Here is an 18,184-nt window from a genome sequence, read left to right as displayed (position 1 = left end):
AGATTATCATCTTAAATTAATCATCTAATTTAAGATGATTTTAAAATAATCGATAAACTTCCCAATTTAAGCTGATATTCGCCTATTTCACATTTCGAATGAAAAATAATCTTATTTAATAAACAGCATTATTTCTATGGCTCCCCGTGAGCCATATCACAAGATAAAAGGTAACATGTTACCTTTAGGGTAATATATTTTTAAATCAACCAGATAGCTTGATTTTGTCTCAGTGTAAACGCAAGATGCTGCAATGGTATTGAGTGTGAAATAACAATAATGAGACACTTTATGAAAAATATTATTAATGCCTTGCAGGCCTTTGGTAAGTCACTTTATGGCCCCGTATTGATCCTACCCATTGTAGGTTTATATATTGCACTGGGAAATGTCTTTGGAAATGGCAATCTCGCTGAATATTTACCTTTTCTAAATCACCCAATTATTCAAGGAAGTGGGCAATTACTGGCAAAATCCGCTGTATCTATTCTTAGCAATCTTGCACTGATTTTTGCAGTCGGTATCCCTGTAGGATTAGCTAAAAAAGATAAAGGTTACGCTGGGCTTATCGGATTAGTCGCCTTTGTTATTTTCATTAATGCCATGAATATTGTGCTTACCCTTCAAGGCAAATTACTGCCATCCGAGACGATGAAAGCCGCAGGACATGGTTTAGTTCTTGGTGTCCAAGTGCTGGAAATGGGGGTTTTTGCAGGGATCTTAACGGGCGGGTTTTCAGGCTGGTTATATAACAAATATTCAGGCCGTCAATTTAACGGCATTATGGCCATTTATTCAGGCCATTGCTTTGTGGCTATCATTGCCATCCCTTTTATGATCGTGCTTGGCGTATTGATGAGTGAAATCTGGCCATTTATACAAGCAGGGATCACAAAATTAGCACTTGGCATCCACGGTGCGGGGGCTTTTGGCCCGATGATCTATGGCTTCCTTGAACGTATTTTAATTCCAACAGGTTTACATCATCTTGTTTATACACCCTTTCTTTATACTGAACTTGGTGGCGTGCAAGAAGTTTGTGGCACAGTTTATCAGGGCGCTCGTAATATCTACTTCGCTGAAATGGCCTGCCCATCTGTCACAAAACTGAGTGCTACCGTTGTTTGGGATGCTCGCGGTATATCCAAAATGTTTGGCTTAACCGCTGCCGCCGTTGCCATGATTATGGTGGCAAAAAAAGAGAAAAAACAGATCGCCAAAGCTATTTTGATCCCAGCAGCCGCGACATCACTGTTATTAGGTGTTACTGAGCCGCTTGAGTTCTCATTTCTGTTCGTTGCTCCCATTTTATTCTTTGCCCATGCCGTACTCACAGGAATTGGCATGATGCTGTTTTACCTATTCAATGTTCATGCGATTGGTGCAAACGGTGTGATTGATTTTGTCTTATATAACTTACCGTTAGGGACTGAAAAATCCAATTGGCCAATGTATATCCTCGTTGGTTTAATTATGGCAGTGCTCTATTTCTTCACCTTCCGGTTCTTAATCTTAAAGTTCGACCTCAAGACGCCAGGCCGCGAAGCGGATGATGAAGAAACACGCCTATATAGCAAAGCAGATTATCAACAACAACCTAAACAAACGCATCAAGCCACAGAAATAGATTCGGCACAAATAGGTGAGCAAATCATCGCAGGGCTTGGTGGGCGAGAAAATATCGATAGCGTAGACAGTTGTTACACCCGTTTACGAGTCACTGTAAAAGATGTCAATGCCATCTTAGAAGATAGCTTAAAACAGACTGGAGCCAAGGGCGTTGTGCGTCATGGTAATAATGTTCAGGTTGTTTACGGGCTACACGTCAAAAAAATGCGAGAAGCGGTTGAAGCCGTACTTTAATAGGAGAAATAACATGAAGAAACCCCCATTTATTCTGAGCATCGCGGGTGGTGGCAGTACCTACACGCCTGGAATTGTAAAAAGCCTAATGGTGCGCTTAACCGACTTTCCTATTGCTGAAATTCGCTTATACGATATTGATAGCCAGCGTCAGGATGTGATTGCTCCAGTTGTAGAAAAGGTAATCCGTGACCACAGTGATAACATTAAGTTTACCGTTACTGATGACCCTGAAACTGCGTTTAATGGTGCTCATTTTGTTTTCGCTCAAATGCGTGTTGGCCAGTATGCTATGCGTGAACAAGATGAAAAGATCCCACTTCGTCATGGCGTTGTTGGCCAAGAAACTTGTGGGCCTGGTGGGCTAGCTTATGGGTTACGCACCATATTACCAATGGTTGAACTAATTGATTTTGTAGAAAAATATTCAGATAACGCATGGATTGTGAATTATTCCAACCCTGCGGCTATTGTTGCAGAAGGTGTACGCCGTTTGCGCCCGAATGCAAAAGTACTCAATATTTGTGATATGCCCGTTGCAGCAATGCGAAATATGGCTGCTGTTTTAGGTGTGGATCGCCATGATCTAGACGTAGATTACTTTGGTTTAAACCACTTTGGTTGGTTTAGTTCAATTAGAGTCAAAGGGGAAGAAAAACTGCCCCAATTACGTGAGCATATTGCAAAATTCGGCCTATTAACTGAAGATGCTGCACAAACAGACCCACAACATTCAGACCCTTCATGGGTAAAAACTTGGCGTAATATTCAACCTTTAATGGACGCATTCCCTGAGTATATTCCTAACCCATACTTGCAATATTATTTGATGGCGAATGATATTGTCGAGCATCAAGACCCTGAATATACTCGTGCAAATGAAGTAATGGATGGTCGAGAAAAACGTTTGTTTGAAGCTGCTCGTGTCTATAAAGAAACAGGAATTTTACCTGATGCTTTCCATGTAGGTGTACACGGAGCCTTTATCGTTGATGTCGCTTGCTCGTTAGCATTTGACTTACGTCAACGCCATCTAGTTATCGTTGAAAATAAAGGCGCAATTACTGGCTTACCATTCGATGCAATGGTGGAAGTGCCGGCTTATATTACTGCGCATGGCCCAGAACCTATCCGTATTGGTGATATCCCGCGTTTTCATCAAGCGTTGTTAGAACAACAATTAGCTTCAGAGCAGTTGCTTGTTGAAGCAACCCTTGAGGGAAGTTACGAAAAGGCGCTACAAGCCTTTACTCTAAATAAAACAGTCCCATCAGTGGTTCACGCCAAGAAAATTCTTGATGATATGATTGAAGAGAATAAAGCTTATTGGCCTGAATTACGCAAGCAATATAAAAATGGTAAATTGATTGCCTAATCATTTTTGAATGTAATGGCTTAAACAGAGAAAGAACTCTTTGCTTGCACTTCATCTAAAATAGATAAAGAATGCTGGTTAACATTGATTGTAAGCCAGTATTCTTGTCATCCAATGATGAGTGATAACAAGAAGGGAGGATCATAATGTCCAATCGTTTAGCGCCTTTAGTTGCCAAAGCGGGAAATTTAACGAAAGCGGAATATCGCATACTCTCTTTTTTAACTCACCACCCTGAAAAAATAGGGCAAACGACAATTCGCGAACTTGCAGCGCAAAATTATGTTTCTACCACGACAATTATACGCCTTTGTAAGAAATTAGATTTTTCAGGGTATAGTGAACTCATCTATTATTGTAAACAGCAACTTAATACTCCAATTAAAGTCCCGCTGACTGCCATTGCTAATGAAAATTCCGACCCATTATTTACTGAATTTTTGACTAACTATCAACGTACCTTTACGTTGATCCCAGCCGCCACTAAACTTTCATTTATTAAACTAATTAATGAAAAAAATGCATTTTTTATTTATGGCGCGGGCTTTTCGCATATTTTTTCCCAGTACATAAGTAAACGCTTACAACTATTAGGCAAAGAGGCGTTTTTATCCGGTTTGAGTGACAGTAAAAATATCTTTATTAACAATGCGTCACGCTATTCAATATTTTTAGCCGTATCCCGCTCAGGAGAAACCGAGCAGGTCTTAGAAAAAGTCCGTATCGCCAAAAATATCGGTATGACAGTGATTTCCTTCACCCGTGCCAGCGCTAATAGCCTTGCAGCAATATCTGATTTGCATTTCCCTATCTATGACGATGCGGTAAATTACCACAATGACACCATTGACATATCATCATTTGAATCAAATTTGGTGATGATTTTTGATTTATTGCTGTTGCAAGCGCAGCCCTGAAGACAAGTGAGCTCTTGAAACCTACCGGATCAGTTGAAAGCCTCAGGGTATAATTAATCATTAAAGTTCAAGTACTAGAAATGCACTATAATAAAAAGGCTGTATGTCACGCAGGAATGAATTAGCCCAAACATAGACTGCCCCCTACGATTGAGCCGATTGTAGATTTATCGGCTGACCAACCGGATAATAGGTTTCCCCATTATTGGCAAAGATTGGGCATGTACAAATCTCACCTTGGACGCCACTTAAAAAAATATTATAAATTATATAGACTAACCCATATCAATGTATTGTTAATCTTAATACTCCAGCTCCTTGAAACGTCCCAGCATTTACTTTACCATTCATATGAAAAGTAGAGTTGATTATATAATCTTTACTCCCGATAACTTTGGTTTCATCTTTATATTTACCATTACTAAATTTCAACTCACACTCCCCATCGCCACATGTGGTGTAATTGCTATTTTTTCCACTCACTTTATTAGCACCTATAAGTTCCATTGTAATAGGTACCTCTGAGTCACATGAAATATTATATGTAGATAAATTACTCTCATATGTTTCTTCTTTACCTAAAATAATATCATGTTTGAGTGAAATCACATTAGTATTGAAGTTACATTTTGACCTTACCGCTATAACTAAATTAAATGAATCTATTCCACCATAGCCAGCCTTAATTAAATTTGGAATATTCGCTGATGGGCCTTTGTAAGATTCACTGGTGAATTTATTTTCCTCGAATCCATAATAAAACATTACAGGAGCTCGATAAATACCAGGAGCTAATCCACCTGAAACTACTGTTGCTTTTATTACCGCATCACTCCAATGAAAATCAACTGTAGTCACACCCCCATTAGGCCAGCACACTCCAACGGGTGTATTAACTGTTATTTGATTTACTTTAGAAACGTACCCCACATCTTGTGGCTGAGCAGGATACCGCCAACCAGATTGATTTAAAATATCCAATTTAATCAAAGAATTACCAATAACTATACTATCCCTAATAATTAACCAGGCAGTTTTTTCTTGTGTTGAATTTAAATTATTTTGATTTCCTGAACAATTTGAATATAAATTTCTTGCATTATATTCCCCTTTAAAACCTCCAGATAAGTATGATTGCCCAGAATTATTATGGTCATCATAATTTATATATATATCATTAGTTATGATCTTTTTTTCCATAGACCATAGAAAGTGTCGATACTCTTCAGAGATACTTTTTACTGGAAAAAATGAAAGACAAAACACAGTTAATACAACTGCATTTTTTTTAATGGACATATACTTTCCTTTTATTAAAATCAATTATAAGTAATTATTATTTTAGCTGTCGCATCAAATTTACCGGGTGAAAGCTTCGTCGATTTAGTTGCATAAGGCACTGCAGTAATTGTCATAATTCCATGCGACTCGCCATACCCATTTAATCCATTGATAATTTCATTTTTTTTACCATTAGTATTATCACCAATTAATATAGGATACATAGGATTAACAGAACCTCCTTGATAGAGTCCTATCCCTAATCCTGTATCTCCTTTTGTCTTTAATATATTTTCAGGAGCCCCATGAAGTTTTTCCCCCATAACACTTATATAAGGTTTTCCTTTATAGTACTCACAATAAATAGGGATACTCTTAGTAATTGAATTATTATTTCCATCAACACTATCTATTTGAACACTATTAAATGAAAAAAATATTTTTTTATTTTCATTTATAGAGCATGGCGGTATCATAATCGTACCTGATATGTTTATTGGAATATCTACCGCCAACAGTGAAAATGATGAAAAATATATTAATATGAAATTATATTTCATATTTTTAATTATTGTGTTTATTATCTTCATTGTATTCACTACTCATACTCCACATTAAAAGTCACTACTCCTGAAAAATCACCAATCTTTGCCTCTCCCGTTGCCGGTTTACGAACAACCACACCAAAATCAAACTGCTGAGCGTTATCCACTACGCTAACATCACCAAGTGTCATTGGTTTATTCCAAACAATGGGCTTATCATCATTATCAATAATTCCTAATACCACGCCACTCGCACCTTGAGTAGTTAAAAAACTATTACCACCGATATTCACCAATTGGTTGCTCTGCCAAGTTAATTTGATACTTTTCTGTAAGTCGGTAGCGCTACAGTTATCAATAGCAATGGTGAAAGGAGTGACTGCGCTAGTTTTATTTTCATTAATTTGCTGCCAGCGTAAATTATATAAAGTGATTTTTTTATTCAGTGATTCAGTGGCAACTTTACATGCCGTACTGACTAGCTCGCCACTAAACTCAACCTCAAGACCACCGGCCCCCAATGCATTTGATTGATTTAACAGAATAGATATTGGTAAAACCAAAAATAATCGTCCTATCTTATTCATAGTCCACCTCTAAACGCAGTGAGCTTCGGCTTTTCATCAATGCTGGTATGTGAACTTCGTTATTGCCATTGAGTAATGAAAGCGGGTAACCTACAACAGCTTTGCCATCTTGGGTATTATAAAACTGCAATGTGACTGGTGTATTCGCTATCCCATCCGAGAGGTTCATTTCACGGTAGTCGTTCCCTGCACCACAGCCTGTTAGTATTAGTTTTTCCTTCAAATGCAAATTACAAGGTGCAATAAAAATAGCAGCCCTAACCAATACGATGCCTTGGTGTATCGTTTCATGATCTGATTGATTTACAGGTGTGTTCGCAACAGGGCTTGCAGCCATCACCGTATGGCTAAATACGCTGCCAACAATGAGTAATACCGCCCATAAACATCCTGTTTTATCGATGACTTGTTGTTTGCTCATGACATTTACTCCCTGTTGCTTAATACGTTTTTATCAATGTGACTATTCGCCTGTCACCGTACAAGTATCAGCTTGGCAACGAAATGCTAATGTTGGTTTACCGCCATAATCATTAATATAAGTAAGGTAAGGTGTTAATAACCCTTTAGACGGAATATCTTGTGCTGACTTCGGAGCAATCATCACCACATCAAAGGCATTTTGTTCTGATGCCGTTTTGCTATTACCTAACCCAATAACGGTTAAGTGAAAAGGTGTCGTATTATTTAAACGGTAACCCTTTGCCGTTTTTGTTAATGTCACTTTATGCGCCCACTTTGTTTCAGATTCAGACAATATGCTTGTCGGACGATAAAATAGCTTCACTCGAGATTGCAGTGCAATTTGCAGTGTATTGCCATCAGCAGATTTTGGTGGTACTTCACGTAAATTAAAATAAAAAACTGATTCTCTATCTTGCGGTAATTTGCTCAGTTCAGGTGTCACACTTAAACGAACTAAACTATTACTGCTCGGCTCAACACGTTGTAACGGTGGAGTGGCTAAAATCGCCCCTTTGGTTAATTTATTACCTTGTAGATCTTCAATCCAACTTTGAGCTAGATATGCTTCTTCAGAGTTATCGTTAGTAATAGTGACATTTATCGATTTTTCAGTGCCCGGAAAAACAATGCGAGTTCTGTCTAATGTCACCGCGCTATTTGCACTTATTGATACCAACGAGGTAACGCAAAAAAGTGTGCCAAGTAACCCTTGACGTAAACGTAAATTCAACATATTTAACCTCATAAAAACTTTTTAGACGGTGTAGCGCTAACTACGGGTGTCGTTGCTGTTGTAATTGGTGAACATGGCAGTAATAACATGCTCGATAATGATTCTAGTTTTTCAGGTAACAACAATTCACACTGCTTATCGCCGCCCCAAAAAACAGATAAGGTTTCTTTTGGTGAAATCCCGACAAGCCATGTCACACCATCTTCCCCGACAATTCCTAATTCGCGATTATTCGCATTACGTACGCTGGCACCAAATGGCGGAGTTTTCCCACTGGCTAATGATAAAATAGCGAACAGTTTTTCCCCTTTCATCACTGGCAAACTACGATAGCCAATCGCCCCTTTTGTCAGTGTGATATCCGTTGTAGACTCAAGAGTTTCCAAATTATCGGGCAGTTGGCTGGTATTAATTGACGCGATCGATTTGCGGTAGCTATTCACATTTGGAATTACCGCTAAGCCAAAGCGATTTGTTTTAGTCACGCCATTGTCCAGTGGCACGCCACCAATACCTGGAGTTTCAATCATTAAACGGGTATCGCCATTTGCAGAACGGTGTAACGCCACGCCATGAGAAGTTGCCGTAATTCCACTATTAATTGATGCACCTATACTGCGATATTGCTGTGGGACATAACTCGCATTCGCAGAAAGGTTAGCTTGCGATAAATCGCGTGAATAATAACCACTGAGACTTGATTGGCTATCCATATGCTGCCCATGGTTGTAGCCTATATTGAGGCTATAGTTATCACGCTCGTTATAACCGCTATATCCCACATTGTGGTTATAACGAGTGCTTCCAGCAGATCGCGCATACAGTTCTGAGAACGTAATATTGTGTCCGCTATAAAGTGGAACACTTAAATATAAATTGACGGCATCATCTTTATAACCATTCTCACGTTCCGTTCTTGTTGCCGAGATAGAAATATTGGCATCTTGCTGGGACAACCCTGGAATGCTGAGGTTGGTACTGGCATACAGACCATATTGTGTTTGTGGCTTATCCTGCCAATAGGTACTGTATTGGTAATTCAAAGACATATTGAATTTATCAAAGTACTTATTAAGATAAATTTGATAGTTCTCTTTTGGTGCGCGCGTGACATAACCGGTGCGGTCTTCATCCATAAACTGCGTTAGTGTTCGATAATCTTTATCGGCAAAACGGTATCCCGCAAAAGTGACATCAGTGCGTATTTCATCAAACGATTTTGAATAATTGAGGCGGTAAGAACGCCCTTGTAATGTTTGCTTAGTAAAGTGAGCAACAGACTGGGTAATATCTAGAGACAGTGCCCCAAAAGCAAATAAATCTCGTCCAATACCGACTGCAACTGTTTGGTAATCGCCATTGAGTTGTGAACCACCATACAATGACCACGCATTGGATAAACCATAAGATAACTCACCACCAATAACAGGCTTACCTGTCGTATCATGGCCGCTATAGCGTGTTTTACCTGCAACCATTTTATAAACAATTCGCCCAGGACGCGTTAAGTAAGGTAATGATGCCGTATTGAGGCTAAATTTTTTCTCTTCACCATTTTCTTCACGCACAGTTACATCTAGCACACCACGAATACCACTATCCAGTGTTTGAATACGGAAAGGTCCCGGCGGTACTGTTGTTTCTAAAATAACGCGCTCTTGGCTACGGACAATAACCGTTGCATTTGTGTTAGCAACACCAATAATTTCAGGTGCATAACCAACTAATTTAGGCGGTAACATACGATCATCACTCTCAAGTGAAATACCGCTGTATTGCCATGATTCAAAGACATCTGAATAGAAATAGTTCTCCCCTACCGTTAAAATAGAGGCGATTGCCTTTAATGACGTAAATGCATAAAGTCGGCTAAAATCAAAATTATGGGTTTCTTGAGATTGTCCACCACCCTGCTGCTTTTGGTAAGTAGCACTATAATCACCGCGAATACGCCAAGCGCCAAGATTGATACCAGCAGTACCATTAGTCGATAAATAAGAACGTTTACTTCCGCTATTTTCTTCTGTAATAGACGCATTAGCATTGTAATCAATAAAAGCACCTACTAACCCGTCTTCCCATAAAGCCGGCGGCGTCCAGTTAGGATCACGATATTCCATCCAAGTCTGCGGAATAGTAACTTTCAGTGATAATGTTGGTAGTTCTACTTTAACCTGTGATCCTTTAAGCTGGGATAAATCTAAGCACTGACCTTCATTTACGGTAGTGACTTTTTTTATTGCTGATTCTTTCAGACCTAATAAATCAAGAAGTGCTGTTGGAATACAGATTGTTTGAGCTATTTCTTGTTCTGATTGGTTTTGTTCAAAGACAGTAATATCACGAGGCGCACCAAGACGCTGACCGTTAACAAAAACCGTTAACACATAGTGCCCCGGAGGTACATAACCCGCAACGGAAAATTGGCTCATATCAACGTTTTGAATATCTTCTGCATCCAGTACATCAGTATTAAATTCAGCGGCATAAACAGTGCATGCACTGAAGCTAAACGCCAATACGAGGGCCATCCTTATTTTGCTAAGTTTGAACATCATGCTCTGTATCACCCCAAGACCACAAAATGTCACTTCGATATTGTCCTATCGAAAATACCCATTTCTGCTTTATTGATAATCGATAAAAAAACGAACCAACCCTTGATAACGACCTGATTGCAAAGGTTTCCCTGTCAACTCCAGCTGCACAAAATAACGTAAAAAAAGTGTTTGACCTGATTTGCCTTGTCGTAACACACTGTCAAATAACGGATAGGCTTTTCCAGGTATTAATGTATTTTTTGTATTATCCAGAACTGAAACGCCTAAGCCTTGCGAAGGCCCTTCTAATACAAATGCATCAATATTTTCGGCACGCTTCCCATCAAAGCGGATTGTCCATGTCTTACTGTCTATGGAGGTATACACACTGCCGCAATCACGAAGCTCAATGTCAAATGGACGAGCTTCTTGCTCCCTTACCATTGCTGTCGATAACTTCGTCAATGTTAAAGAAGAAAAATCTACAGTTTGATATCGATTCGACATAACAATAGAGCACGGTGTTGAAATTACACTGCCGACAAGCTGGGTAACCCCTTCATGACGCATACCTATCTCTTTTGCGCCTAACCCAGATGCCATGCTAAAGATAAATAAGAGCAGGACCCCTGTTATTTGAAGACTAAAACGTTGAAAAACGGCCACCAGTTTCTCCTTCACTAACGCAAAGAAAACCGCTAGTAATTAACTAGCGGTTTATCAGAGTGCTTACTGATATGTAATACGGAAGTTAGAGATTGCACTGAATTTACCTTCAGCAACATCTTTAGATGCATCAACAGCTTTAGCTAATGCTTTGAATGTTAAGGTATTATCGCCTTTCTGATTAATTACGCGAGGTAAAACATCTTGTTTTTTACCAAACTCAAAACCGTCAATTGCAACACCTAGGTTGTTAGTATTACCAGTAGAGGTAGACAGTAGTGTACTCGCTGGATCTGCATAGTTTTGGCCAGTGAAAACCAATTCCATCGATTTAACTGCAACTGGGTCACCATTAACGTCTTGGCTAAAGCTAGTGAAATCACAACCTGTAAATTTGATGTCAAACTCTGCTTCAGCCGCTTTACCACTTTCGAGTGCTTTACGAGATAACTGGCCAAAATCAACTGTTTGGTTAACTGAAGATTGCACGATATTACAAGGTGTATTTACAACTGAACCAATAAAGTTAATAGTACCTGTATTATCAGCCATTGCGCCAAATGGGATAACAGATGCAGCAAATACAGTTGCAATAGCTACTTGAGATAATTTCATTTATTATTCCTTTATAATAAAAAGATAAATAGAAATCAACCACCATAATATGGATGGCGTTAATTTCATTTTTTGTTGACAATTCAACGTTACACTTCGAATAAAAGTATCATCCGTGACAACATGACTAAATTCCTTATATAAATTCAGACATAACTTTAAGACAATACGGTTAAATAGGCTTAATGCCTAAATTCAAACTTAGATCATTTATTTCATGATAGAAATCTATTGTTTTTTGTTTCATTCATTTCAGCTATATCCTCAGAGTAATTAGCCATAACTGAAAAAAAGAAATCCGACCAATTCTTCCCTAAAACACCTAACATCATATCAAGCGTTTCGATATTAATTCCTGTTTCACCGCGTTCATAACGCGATATTTGCTGCTGGCTAATCTTTATTAATCGGCCAAATTGATATCCTGTTAGCGACTGAGCTATTCTGGCTTCTTTTAGAAAAAGGCCAATATCTCTTCGCATTTTTTTATTTTTTGTCATATTAGAAACCAACACTAAAGTAGTTCACTTACACATCCTAATCACACTAGCTAAAATAGTTTCTTAGGAATAGTAATAGGTAAAAATAATTATTTAAAATTAAAAATACACCTAGATGGTGTAGAATATAGAATTAACATCTTTTGGAGTAAATGCGTTTATATCGATTAAACTGACACATTCAACAGTTAATACCTATTAAAAACAAATTTTTAATTGATATTAATATTCCTTAAACCTTTATAATTTAATTATATCAATCGATTAAAAATATTAACCAATAATTAGGGTATATTAAAAACCAATAATTAGAGTGAGTAAATCATAGATTATATTAATATAATCTATCTTATTTTCACTTTGTTACAATTATTATTAAAATTAAATAACATTTAAATTAAATAATAATATTTAAATTTAACTTAATTAGTAAGCCATCGACTAAATTTATGATGAGAATATTCTTATGCTTGCTATTTTTTAGTTTAAAAAATAAAGCTTTCAATTAAAACCGAAAATAAATACTATTTTTAAAAAATAATTTTTTGTTTTTTAATTATATTTACCTATTCTCTAAATAAAACCACTCACCAATCACAATTAAATGAGAGCATTCTTATTACAAATAAAATCACTTATTGATAAATACAAATACCGAAAGAGTAGGTTGTGTCTGATTGAATAGGGTACATTATTTTTTCCGTATTATTTCATTCCATGTATCCAATAAAAGACAGCCTTTATCTCTAATACCCATCAACATGATAAGCCCCATACTCTATAAAAGAATATGAAATATCTAGCGCATACAGGTTCACTCTATTTATACAAAGAGGTACAACACAATGTGGTTTATGCCATTCTCTCGTCAAAGCAATAAGTCTTGATAGAAGCTATTAAAGATTCAAAAATTAAATGGATTCAGACCTTACCGCCTTCACATATTACCTTTATTAAGATCAAAAAAAGCCCCGACTCTGCGGGGCTTCCAAGAATAATTTGTATATTCTACTCTTTGCTATTCCTTAGAACGGAATATCGTCATCAAAATCGATTGGTGGTTCATTAGATTGTGTCGCTGGTGCAGGTGCTTGTGAGCGAGCTGGTGCGCCACCGCCACTGAATTGCTGAGCTGCAGCTTGAGGTTGCTGAGGTTGTCCCCAACCGCCTTGACCACCACCTTGACCTTGTGAAGGTGCATCACCGCCACGGCCACCAAGCATTTGCATTGAACCGCCAATGTTAACTACAACTTCTGTTGTATAGCGATCTTGACCGCTTTGATCTTGCCATTTACGTGTCTGCAAAGAACCTTCAATGTAAACTTGCGAGCCTTTTTTCAGGTATTCACCCGCGATTTCAGCTAATTTGCCAAAAATAGCAACACGGTGCCACTCTGTTTTTTCACGCATTTCATTCGTTTGCTTATCGCGCCAACTTTCAGAAGTTGCCAGAGTCAGGTTAGCCACCGCGCCGCCGTTAGGCATATAACGGATTTCGGGATCTTGTCCTAGGTTACCGATAAGAATTACTTTGTTTACGCCTCTGCTGGCCATTTATTACTCCTGATGCATTAAATTTTGTCTCTGGATTTAGCCGTGAAGTTTACCACGACCTACCTGTTTTGCACCACGAAATTGAAACCACTCAACGAACTTGCGAAGCCTTTTCCAAAATTCAGTGAAATTCGCAGCACTAATTTTCAGTATAGACCCTAACTAATTCAACTTGTAAACAATCGAGTAACGAATAACAGTTCATGTAAAAGTTTCCCCTCTATATATGTATTGTGCTCAATCTGTATTGTGCTCAAAATAGTGCAAATTGCAGCTAGGCGGCAAACGAAGATATCGCGGGGAGCACACAATACTGTATATCCATTCAGGAAAAACTATGAGATAATATTCGCTTATGCTTAGAATTGTTCACTATCAAATCATCCGGGAAGTGGTAAATGGATAATATAGAAGTACGCGGTGCCCGCACTCACAACCTGAAAAACATCAATATCATCATCCCTCGCGACAAACTTATTGTTATTACAGGTTTATCTGGATCAGGAAAATCATCTCTCGCCTTTGATACCCTGTATGCAGAAGGTCAGCGACGTTATGTTGAGTCTCTTTCAGCTTATGCACGGCAGTTTTTGTCCTTAATGGAGAAACCGGATGTAGACCACATTGAAGGGCTATCTCCTGCGATTTCGATAGAACAAAAATCCACTTCTCATAACCCGCGCTCAACGGTGGGAACCATTACCGAAATACATGATTATCTGCGCTTATTGTTTGCCCGTGTTGGTGAGCCTCGCTGCCCTGATCATGATATTCCGCTTGCCGCACAAACGGTTAGCCAAATGGTGGATAATGTCTTAGCACAGCCTACTGAACGCCGAATGATGCTACTCGCCCCTGTGGTGAAAGATCGTAAAGGTGAACATGTTAAGTTACTGGATAACTTAGCGACTCAAGGCTATATCCGCGCCAGAATTGATGGTGAGGTTTGTGATCTTTCTGATCCTCCACCGCTCGAATTACAAAAAAAACATACCATTGAAGTCGTTGTCGACCGTTTTAAAATTCGTGACGATATCGCTCAACGCTTAGCGGAATCATTCGAGACTGCTCTTGAACTTTCTGGCGGTACCGCGGTTGTTGCCGATATGGATGATCCTAACGCTGAAGAACTCGTTTTCTCCGCTAACTTTGCCTGCTCCATTTGTGGTTATAGCATGATGGAGTTGGAACCGCGTTTGTTCTCCTTTAATAACCCAGCAGGTGCTTGCCCTAGCTGTGATGGCTTAGGCGTACAACAATTTTTCGACCCGGAAAGAGTGATCCAAAATCCTGAAATCTCCCTTGCTGGGGGCGCTATTCGCGGTTGGGATCGCCGTAATTTCTATTACTTCCAAATGCTGATGTCATTGGCAGAACATTATAAATTTGATGTTGAAATACCTTACAATTCCTTGGACCCGGCAATTCAAAAAATTATTCTCTATGGTTCAGGTAAAGAGAGTATTGAATTTAAATATCGTAATGATAGAGGTGATATCACCGTTCGCCGCCACCCATTCGAAGGGGTGCTCAATAATATGGATCGCCGTTATAAAGAAACTGAATCAACGGCAGTTCGTGAAGAATTAGCAAAATATATTAGTAGTCGCCCTTGTATTTCCTGTAATGGAACACGCTTACGTAAAGAAGCACGCTTTGTTTTTGTAGAAAATACGACACTACCTGAAATTGCTGATTACAGTATTGGTCATGCGATGACCTTTTTCCAAAATCTGAAATTAAGCGGACAACGAGCTCAAATTGCGGAAAAAATATTAAAAGAAATTGGCGACCGCCTGAAGTTTTTAGTTAACGTAGGGCTAAATTATTTATCCCTTTCACGTTCAGCAGAAACCTTATCTGGTGGTGAAGCACAACGTATTCGCCTTGCTAGCCAAATTGGCGCTGGGCTGGTTGGTGTAATGTATGTCCTCGATGAACCATCGATTGGTCTACATCAACGCGATAATGATCGTTTGCTCGAAACATTAGTCCACCTTCGAGATCTCGGTAACACCGTCATTGTGGTTGAACATGACGAAGATGCTATTCGTTCCGCCGATCATGTGATTGATATTGGCCCTGGCGCAGGGGTTCATGGCGGGCAAATTGTAGCTCAAGGGACATTAGAAGATATTCTTTCTAACCCCGATTCGCTGACGGGTAAATTCCTCAGTGGCGAACGTAAAATCGAAATCCCGAAACAGCGCGTTCCTTTTAATAAAGAGAAAGTGCTGACCGTGTTTGGTGCTAAAGGTAATAACCTTAAAAATGTTACTTTAAATATCCCAGTTGGCTTATTTACCTGTATTACCGGGGTTTCTGGTTCTGGGAAATCAACCTTAATCAATGATACTTTATTCCCAATTGCTCAACGTCAATTAAATGGTGCTACGGTGATAACACCTGCGCCTTATTTAGATGTTGAAGGGCTAGAGAATTTCGATAAAGTTATCGATATCGACCAAAGCCCTATTGGCCGAACTCCACGTTCAAACCCAGCAACTTATACCGGCATCTTTACCCCTATTCGTGAGCTCTTTTCCGGTGTTCCTGAATCGCGTACCCGTGGTTATAATCCGGGACGATTTAGCTTTAACGTAAAAGGTGGGCGCTGTGAAGCTTGTCAGGGTGACGGGGTAATTAAAGTTGAAATGCACTTCTTACCCGATGTTTATGTCCCGTGCGACCAATGTAAGGGCAAACGTTATAACCGTGAAACATTAGAAATTAAGTACAAGGGTAAAAGTATTCATGAGGTGCTCGATATGACTATCGAAGAGGCTCGTGAGTTCTTCGATGCCGTACCTGCACTTGCTCGCAAGTTACAAACATTAATGGATGTCGGTCTTTCTTATATTCGATTAGGCCAATCAGCTACAACACTCTCTGGCGGTGAAGCTCAGCGAGTCAAATTATCTCGCGAACTCTCTAAGCGCGGAACAGGGCAAACCATCTATATTCTTGATGAGCCAACAACCGGCTTACATTTCGCTGATATCCAACAGCTTTTAGTCGTTCTGCATCAGCTACGTGATCAAGGAAATACCATTGTGGTCATCGAACATAACCTTGATGTGATTAAAACAGCTGACTGGATTGTCGATTTAGGTCCAGAGGGTGGTAGCGGTGGTGGTGAAATTTTAATTGCTGGTACACCAGAAGAGGTTGCCGAGTGTGAGAAATCACATACCGCACGTTTCTTGAAATCAATTTTAGAACGCGGATATTAATATTTTTTCGCCAATGAGAAACAAAAAAACGCAGGGAAGCCCTGCGTTTTTTATGTGTTTTTTTAAATCATTAGTTCACAGCGGCAAATGCTTCGACAATACGTGGAACATTATGACGATTAACGCCCGCCATACAGACACGGCCTGTACCCACCAAGTAAACCGCAAATTCATCTTTTAAACGTGTGACCTGCTCTTGAGTAAAGCCGGTATAACTGAACATACCGCGCTGTTTTAACAGATGCTCAAAGTTTTTCTCTGGTAATGCTTTTTTCAATTCATCCACCAGCACTGTACGCATCTCTAAGATACGCAGTCTCATTTCTTCAACTTCTGCCAACCATTTAGTTTTTTCTTCACTGTTAGTGAGTACTGCTGCAACAATCTTTGAGCCATTTGATGGTGGGCTTGAATATAAACGACGAACACCCGCTTTCAACTGGCCTAATACTCGGTCGCGTTCATCAGTATTTTTACAGATAACCGATAATCCACCCGCTCTTTCACCATAAATCCCAAAGATTTTAGAGAATGAGTTGCTGACGAACACAGGTAAACCCGCTTTAACCATCGCTCGGATAGCATAAGCATCTTCATCAATACCTTCAGCAAAACCTTGGTAAGCAATGTCAAGAAATGGGATCAGTTTGTGCTCAAGTGCGACTTTTGTCACTTCATCCCATTGCGCCGGTGTTAAATCTGAACCCGTTGGGTTGTGACAGCAAGGGTGCATTAAAATGATGCTATCTGCCGGTAATTTCCTAAAAGTTGCCAGCATCTCTTCAAATTTTACCCCTTTGGTTTTTTCATCAAAATAAGGGTAATAATTTACTTTAGTGCCTGCGCCTGAAAAAATTGATGCATGGTTTTCCCATGTTGGGTCACTGCACCAAACTTCGGAATTCGGAAAATAAATACTTAAAAAATCAGCACCAATCTTCAGTGCGCCAGAACCACCGATTGTTTGAATAGTCGCGATACGCTCTTGGGCGATTAAAGGGCAATCCTCACCAAATACCAGTTTTTGTAGCTCGGTTCGATAATCTTTTAAGCCTTCCATGGGTAAATAGAGTGAAGCACCTGCTGGTAGCTTATTTAGCTTGGCTTTCGCTGTACCTACCGTACCAAGCTCAGGGGTTTTACCCTCTCCATCATAATAAAGGCCGATACTTAGATTGATTTTGTTTTCACGGGTGTCTTTATTAAATTCATCCATCAGCGACAAAATTGGGTCGCCCGGGTAAGCATCAACATGTTGGAACACAGGACATCTCCTAATCATTTTTTTGTACCCAAAATAATTCGAGT

The 18,184-nt window shown here is 39.2% G+C and carries 15 protein-coding genes; 4 read left to right on the top strand and 11 right to left on the bottom strand.

The features are described from left to right. Positions 1–291: 291 nt before the first annotated feature. From M998_RS13215 to M998_RS13205, 3 genes are all read left to right on the top strand, one after another. The gene (locus tag M998_RS13215) at positions 292–1,863 is read left to right on the top strand and encodes a PTS transporter subunit EIIC (RefSeq protein ID WP_068437613.1); all 1,572 of its coding nucleotides are present in this window, start codon (positions 292–294) and stop codon (positions 1,861–1,863) included. A 13-nt stretch (positions 1,864–1,876) separates the two neighbouring features. Continuing rightward, positions 1,877–3,238 (top strand): 6-phospho-alpha-glucosidase, encoded by a 1,362-nt coding sequence (locus M998_RS13210; protein WP_068437610.1) that lies wholly within the window; start codon positions 1,877–1,879, stop codon positions 3,236–3,238. 146 nt (positions 3,239–3,384) lie between these two features. After that, positions 3,385–4,155: a MurR/RpiR family transcriptional regulator gene (locus M998_RS13205; RefSeq protein WP_068437607.1), complete on the top strand. Its 771-nt coding sequence runs from the start codon at positions 3,385–3,387 to the stop codon at positions 4,153–4,155. 285 nt (positions 4,156–4,440) lie between these two features. Here M998_RS13205 and M998_RS13200 read toward each other — a convergent pair whose 3' ends face one another. The 10 genes from M998_RS13200 to M998_RS13155 all read right to left on the bottom strand — a co-directional run bounded on the left by M998_RS13200 (position 4,441) and on the right by M998_RS13155 (position 13,643). Beyond that, positions 4,441–5,454, bottom strand: a complete 1,014-nt coding sequence (locus M998_RS13200) for a hypothetical protein (RefSeq protein ID WP_068909278.1) — start codon at positions 5,452–5,454, stop codon at positions 4,441–4,443. 20 nt (positions 5,455–5,474) lie between these two features. Continuing rightward, positions 5,475–6,026: a fimbrial protein gene (locus M998_RS13195; RefSeq protein ID WP_232007556.1), complete on the bottom strand. Its 552-nt coding sequence runs from the start codon at positions 6,024–6,026 to the stop codon at positions 5,475–5,477. Between the two features lie 8 nt (positions 6,027–6,034). Further along, positions 6,035–6,568, bottom strand: coding sequence for a fimbrial protein (locus M998_RS13190; RefSeq protein WP_068437598.1), 534 nt, complete (start codon positions 6,566–6,568; stop codon positions 6,035–6,037). Beyond that, positions 6,561–6,989 carry a fimbrial protein gene (locus M998_RS13185; protein WP_068909276.1) on the bottom strand — a complete coding sequence of 143 codons (429 nt, stop codon included), beginning with the start codon at positions 6,987–6,989 and terminating at the stop codon, positions 6,561–6,563. The genes M998_RS13190 and M998_RS13185 overlap by 8 nt, the downstream gene beginning before the upstream one ends. 42 nt (positions 6,990–7,031) lie before the next feature. Further along, on the bottom strand, positions 7,032–7,766 hold the full coding sequence (locus M998_RS13180; RefSeq protein WP_068909274.1) for a fimbria/pilus periplasmic chaperone: 735 nt from the start codon (positions 7,764–7,766) through the stop codon (positions 7,032–7,034). A gap of 8 nt (positions 7,767–7,774) precedes the next feature. After that, positions 7,775–10,324 carry a fimbria/pilus outer membrane usher protein gene (locus tag M998_RS13175; protein ID WP_197713318.1) on the bottom strand — a complete coding sequence of 850 codons (2,550 nt, stop codon included), beginning with the start codon at positions 10,322–10,324 and terminating at the stop codon, positions 7,775–7,777. Positions 10,325–10,393: 69 nt separating this feature from the next. Then, the gene (locus M998_RS13170) at positions 10,394–10,972 is read right to left on the bottom strand and encodes a fimbrial protein (RefSeq protein WP_068437589.1); all 579 of its coding nucleotides are present in this window, start codon (positions 10,970–10,972) and stop codon (positions 10,394–10,396) included. A 63-nt stretch (positions 10,973–11,035) separates the two neighbouring features. After that, positions 11,036–11,587 (bottom strand): fimbrial protein, encoded by a 552-nt coding sequence (locus M998_RS13165; RefSeq protein WP_068437586.1) that lies wholly within the window; start codon positions 11,585–11,587, stop codon positions 11,036–11,038. Positions 11,588–11,802: 215 nt separating this feature from the next. Beyond that, complete coding sequence (locus M998_RS13160; protein WP_068909273.1) at positions 11,803–12,087, bottom strand: helix-turn-helix domain-containing protein; 285 nt, start codon at positions 12,085–12,087, stop codon at positions 11,803–11,805. 1,025 nt (positions 12,088–13,112) lie between these two features. Continuing rightward, on the bottom strand, positions 13,113–13,643 hold the full coding sequence (locus M998_RS13155) for a single-stranded DNA-binding protein (RefSeq protein ID WP_068437579.1): 531 nt from the start codon (positions 13,641–13,643) through the stop codon (positions 13,113–13,115). Between the two features lie 398 nt (positions 13,644–14,041). Here M998_RS13155 and uvrA point away from each other — a divergent pair, with 398 nt between their 5' ends. Continuing rightward, positions 14,042–16,876, top strand: a complete 2,835-nt coding sequence (uvrA, locus tag M998_RS13150) for an excinuclease ABC subunit UvrA (protein ID WP_068437577.1) — start codon at positions 14,042–14,044, stop codon at positions 16,874–16,876. 70 nt (positions 16,877–16,946) lie between these two features. Here uvrA and M998_RS13145 read toward each other — a convergent pair whose 3' ends face one another. Beyond that, positions 16,947–18,140 (bottom strand): amino acid aminotransferase, encoded by a 1,194-nt coding sequence (locus M998_RS13145; RefSeq protein ID WP_068437574.1) that lies wholly within the window; start codon positions 18,138–18,140, stop codon positions 16,947–16,949. Positions 18,141–18,184: the final 44 nt, after the last annotated feature.

It is taken from the genome of Providencia heimbachae ATCC 35613 (genome assembly GCF_001655055.1).
Lineage (GTDB): Bacteria > Pseudomonadota > Gammaproteobacteria > Enterobacterales > Enterobacteriaceae > Providencia > Providencia heimbachae.
This window is presented reverse-complemented; position numbering and strand designations above follow the sequence as displayed.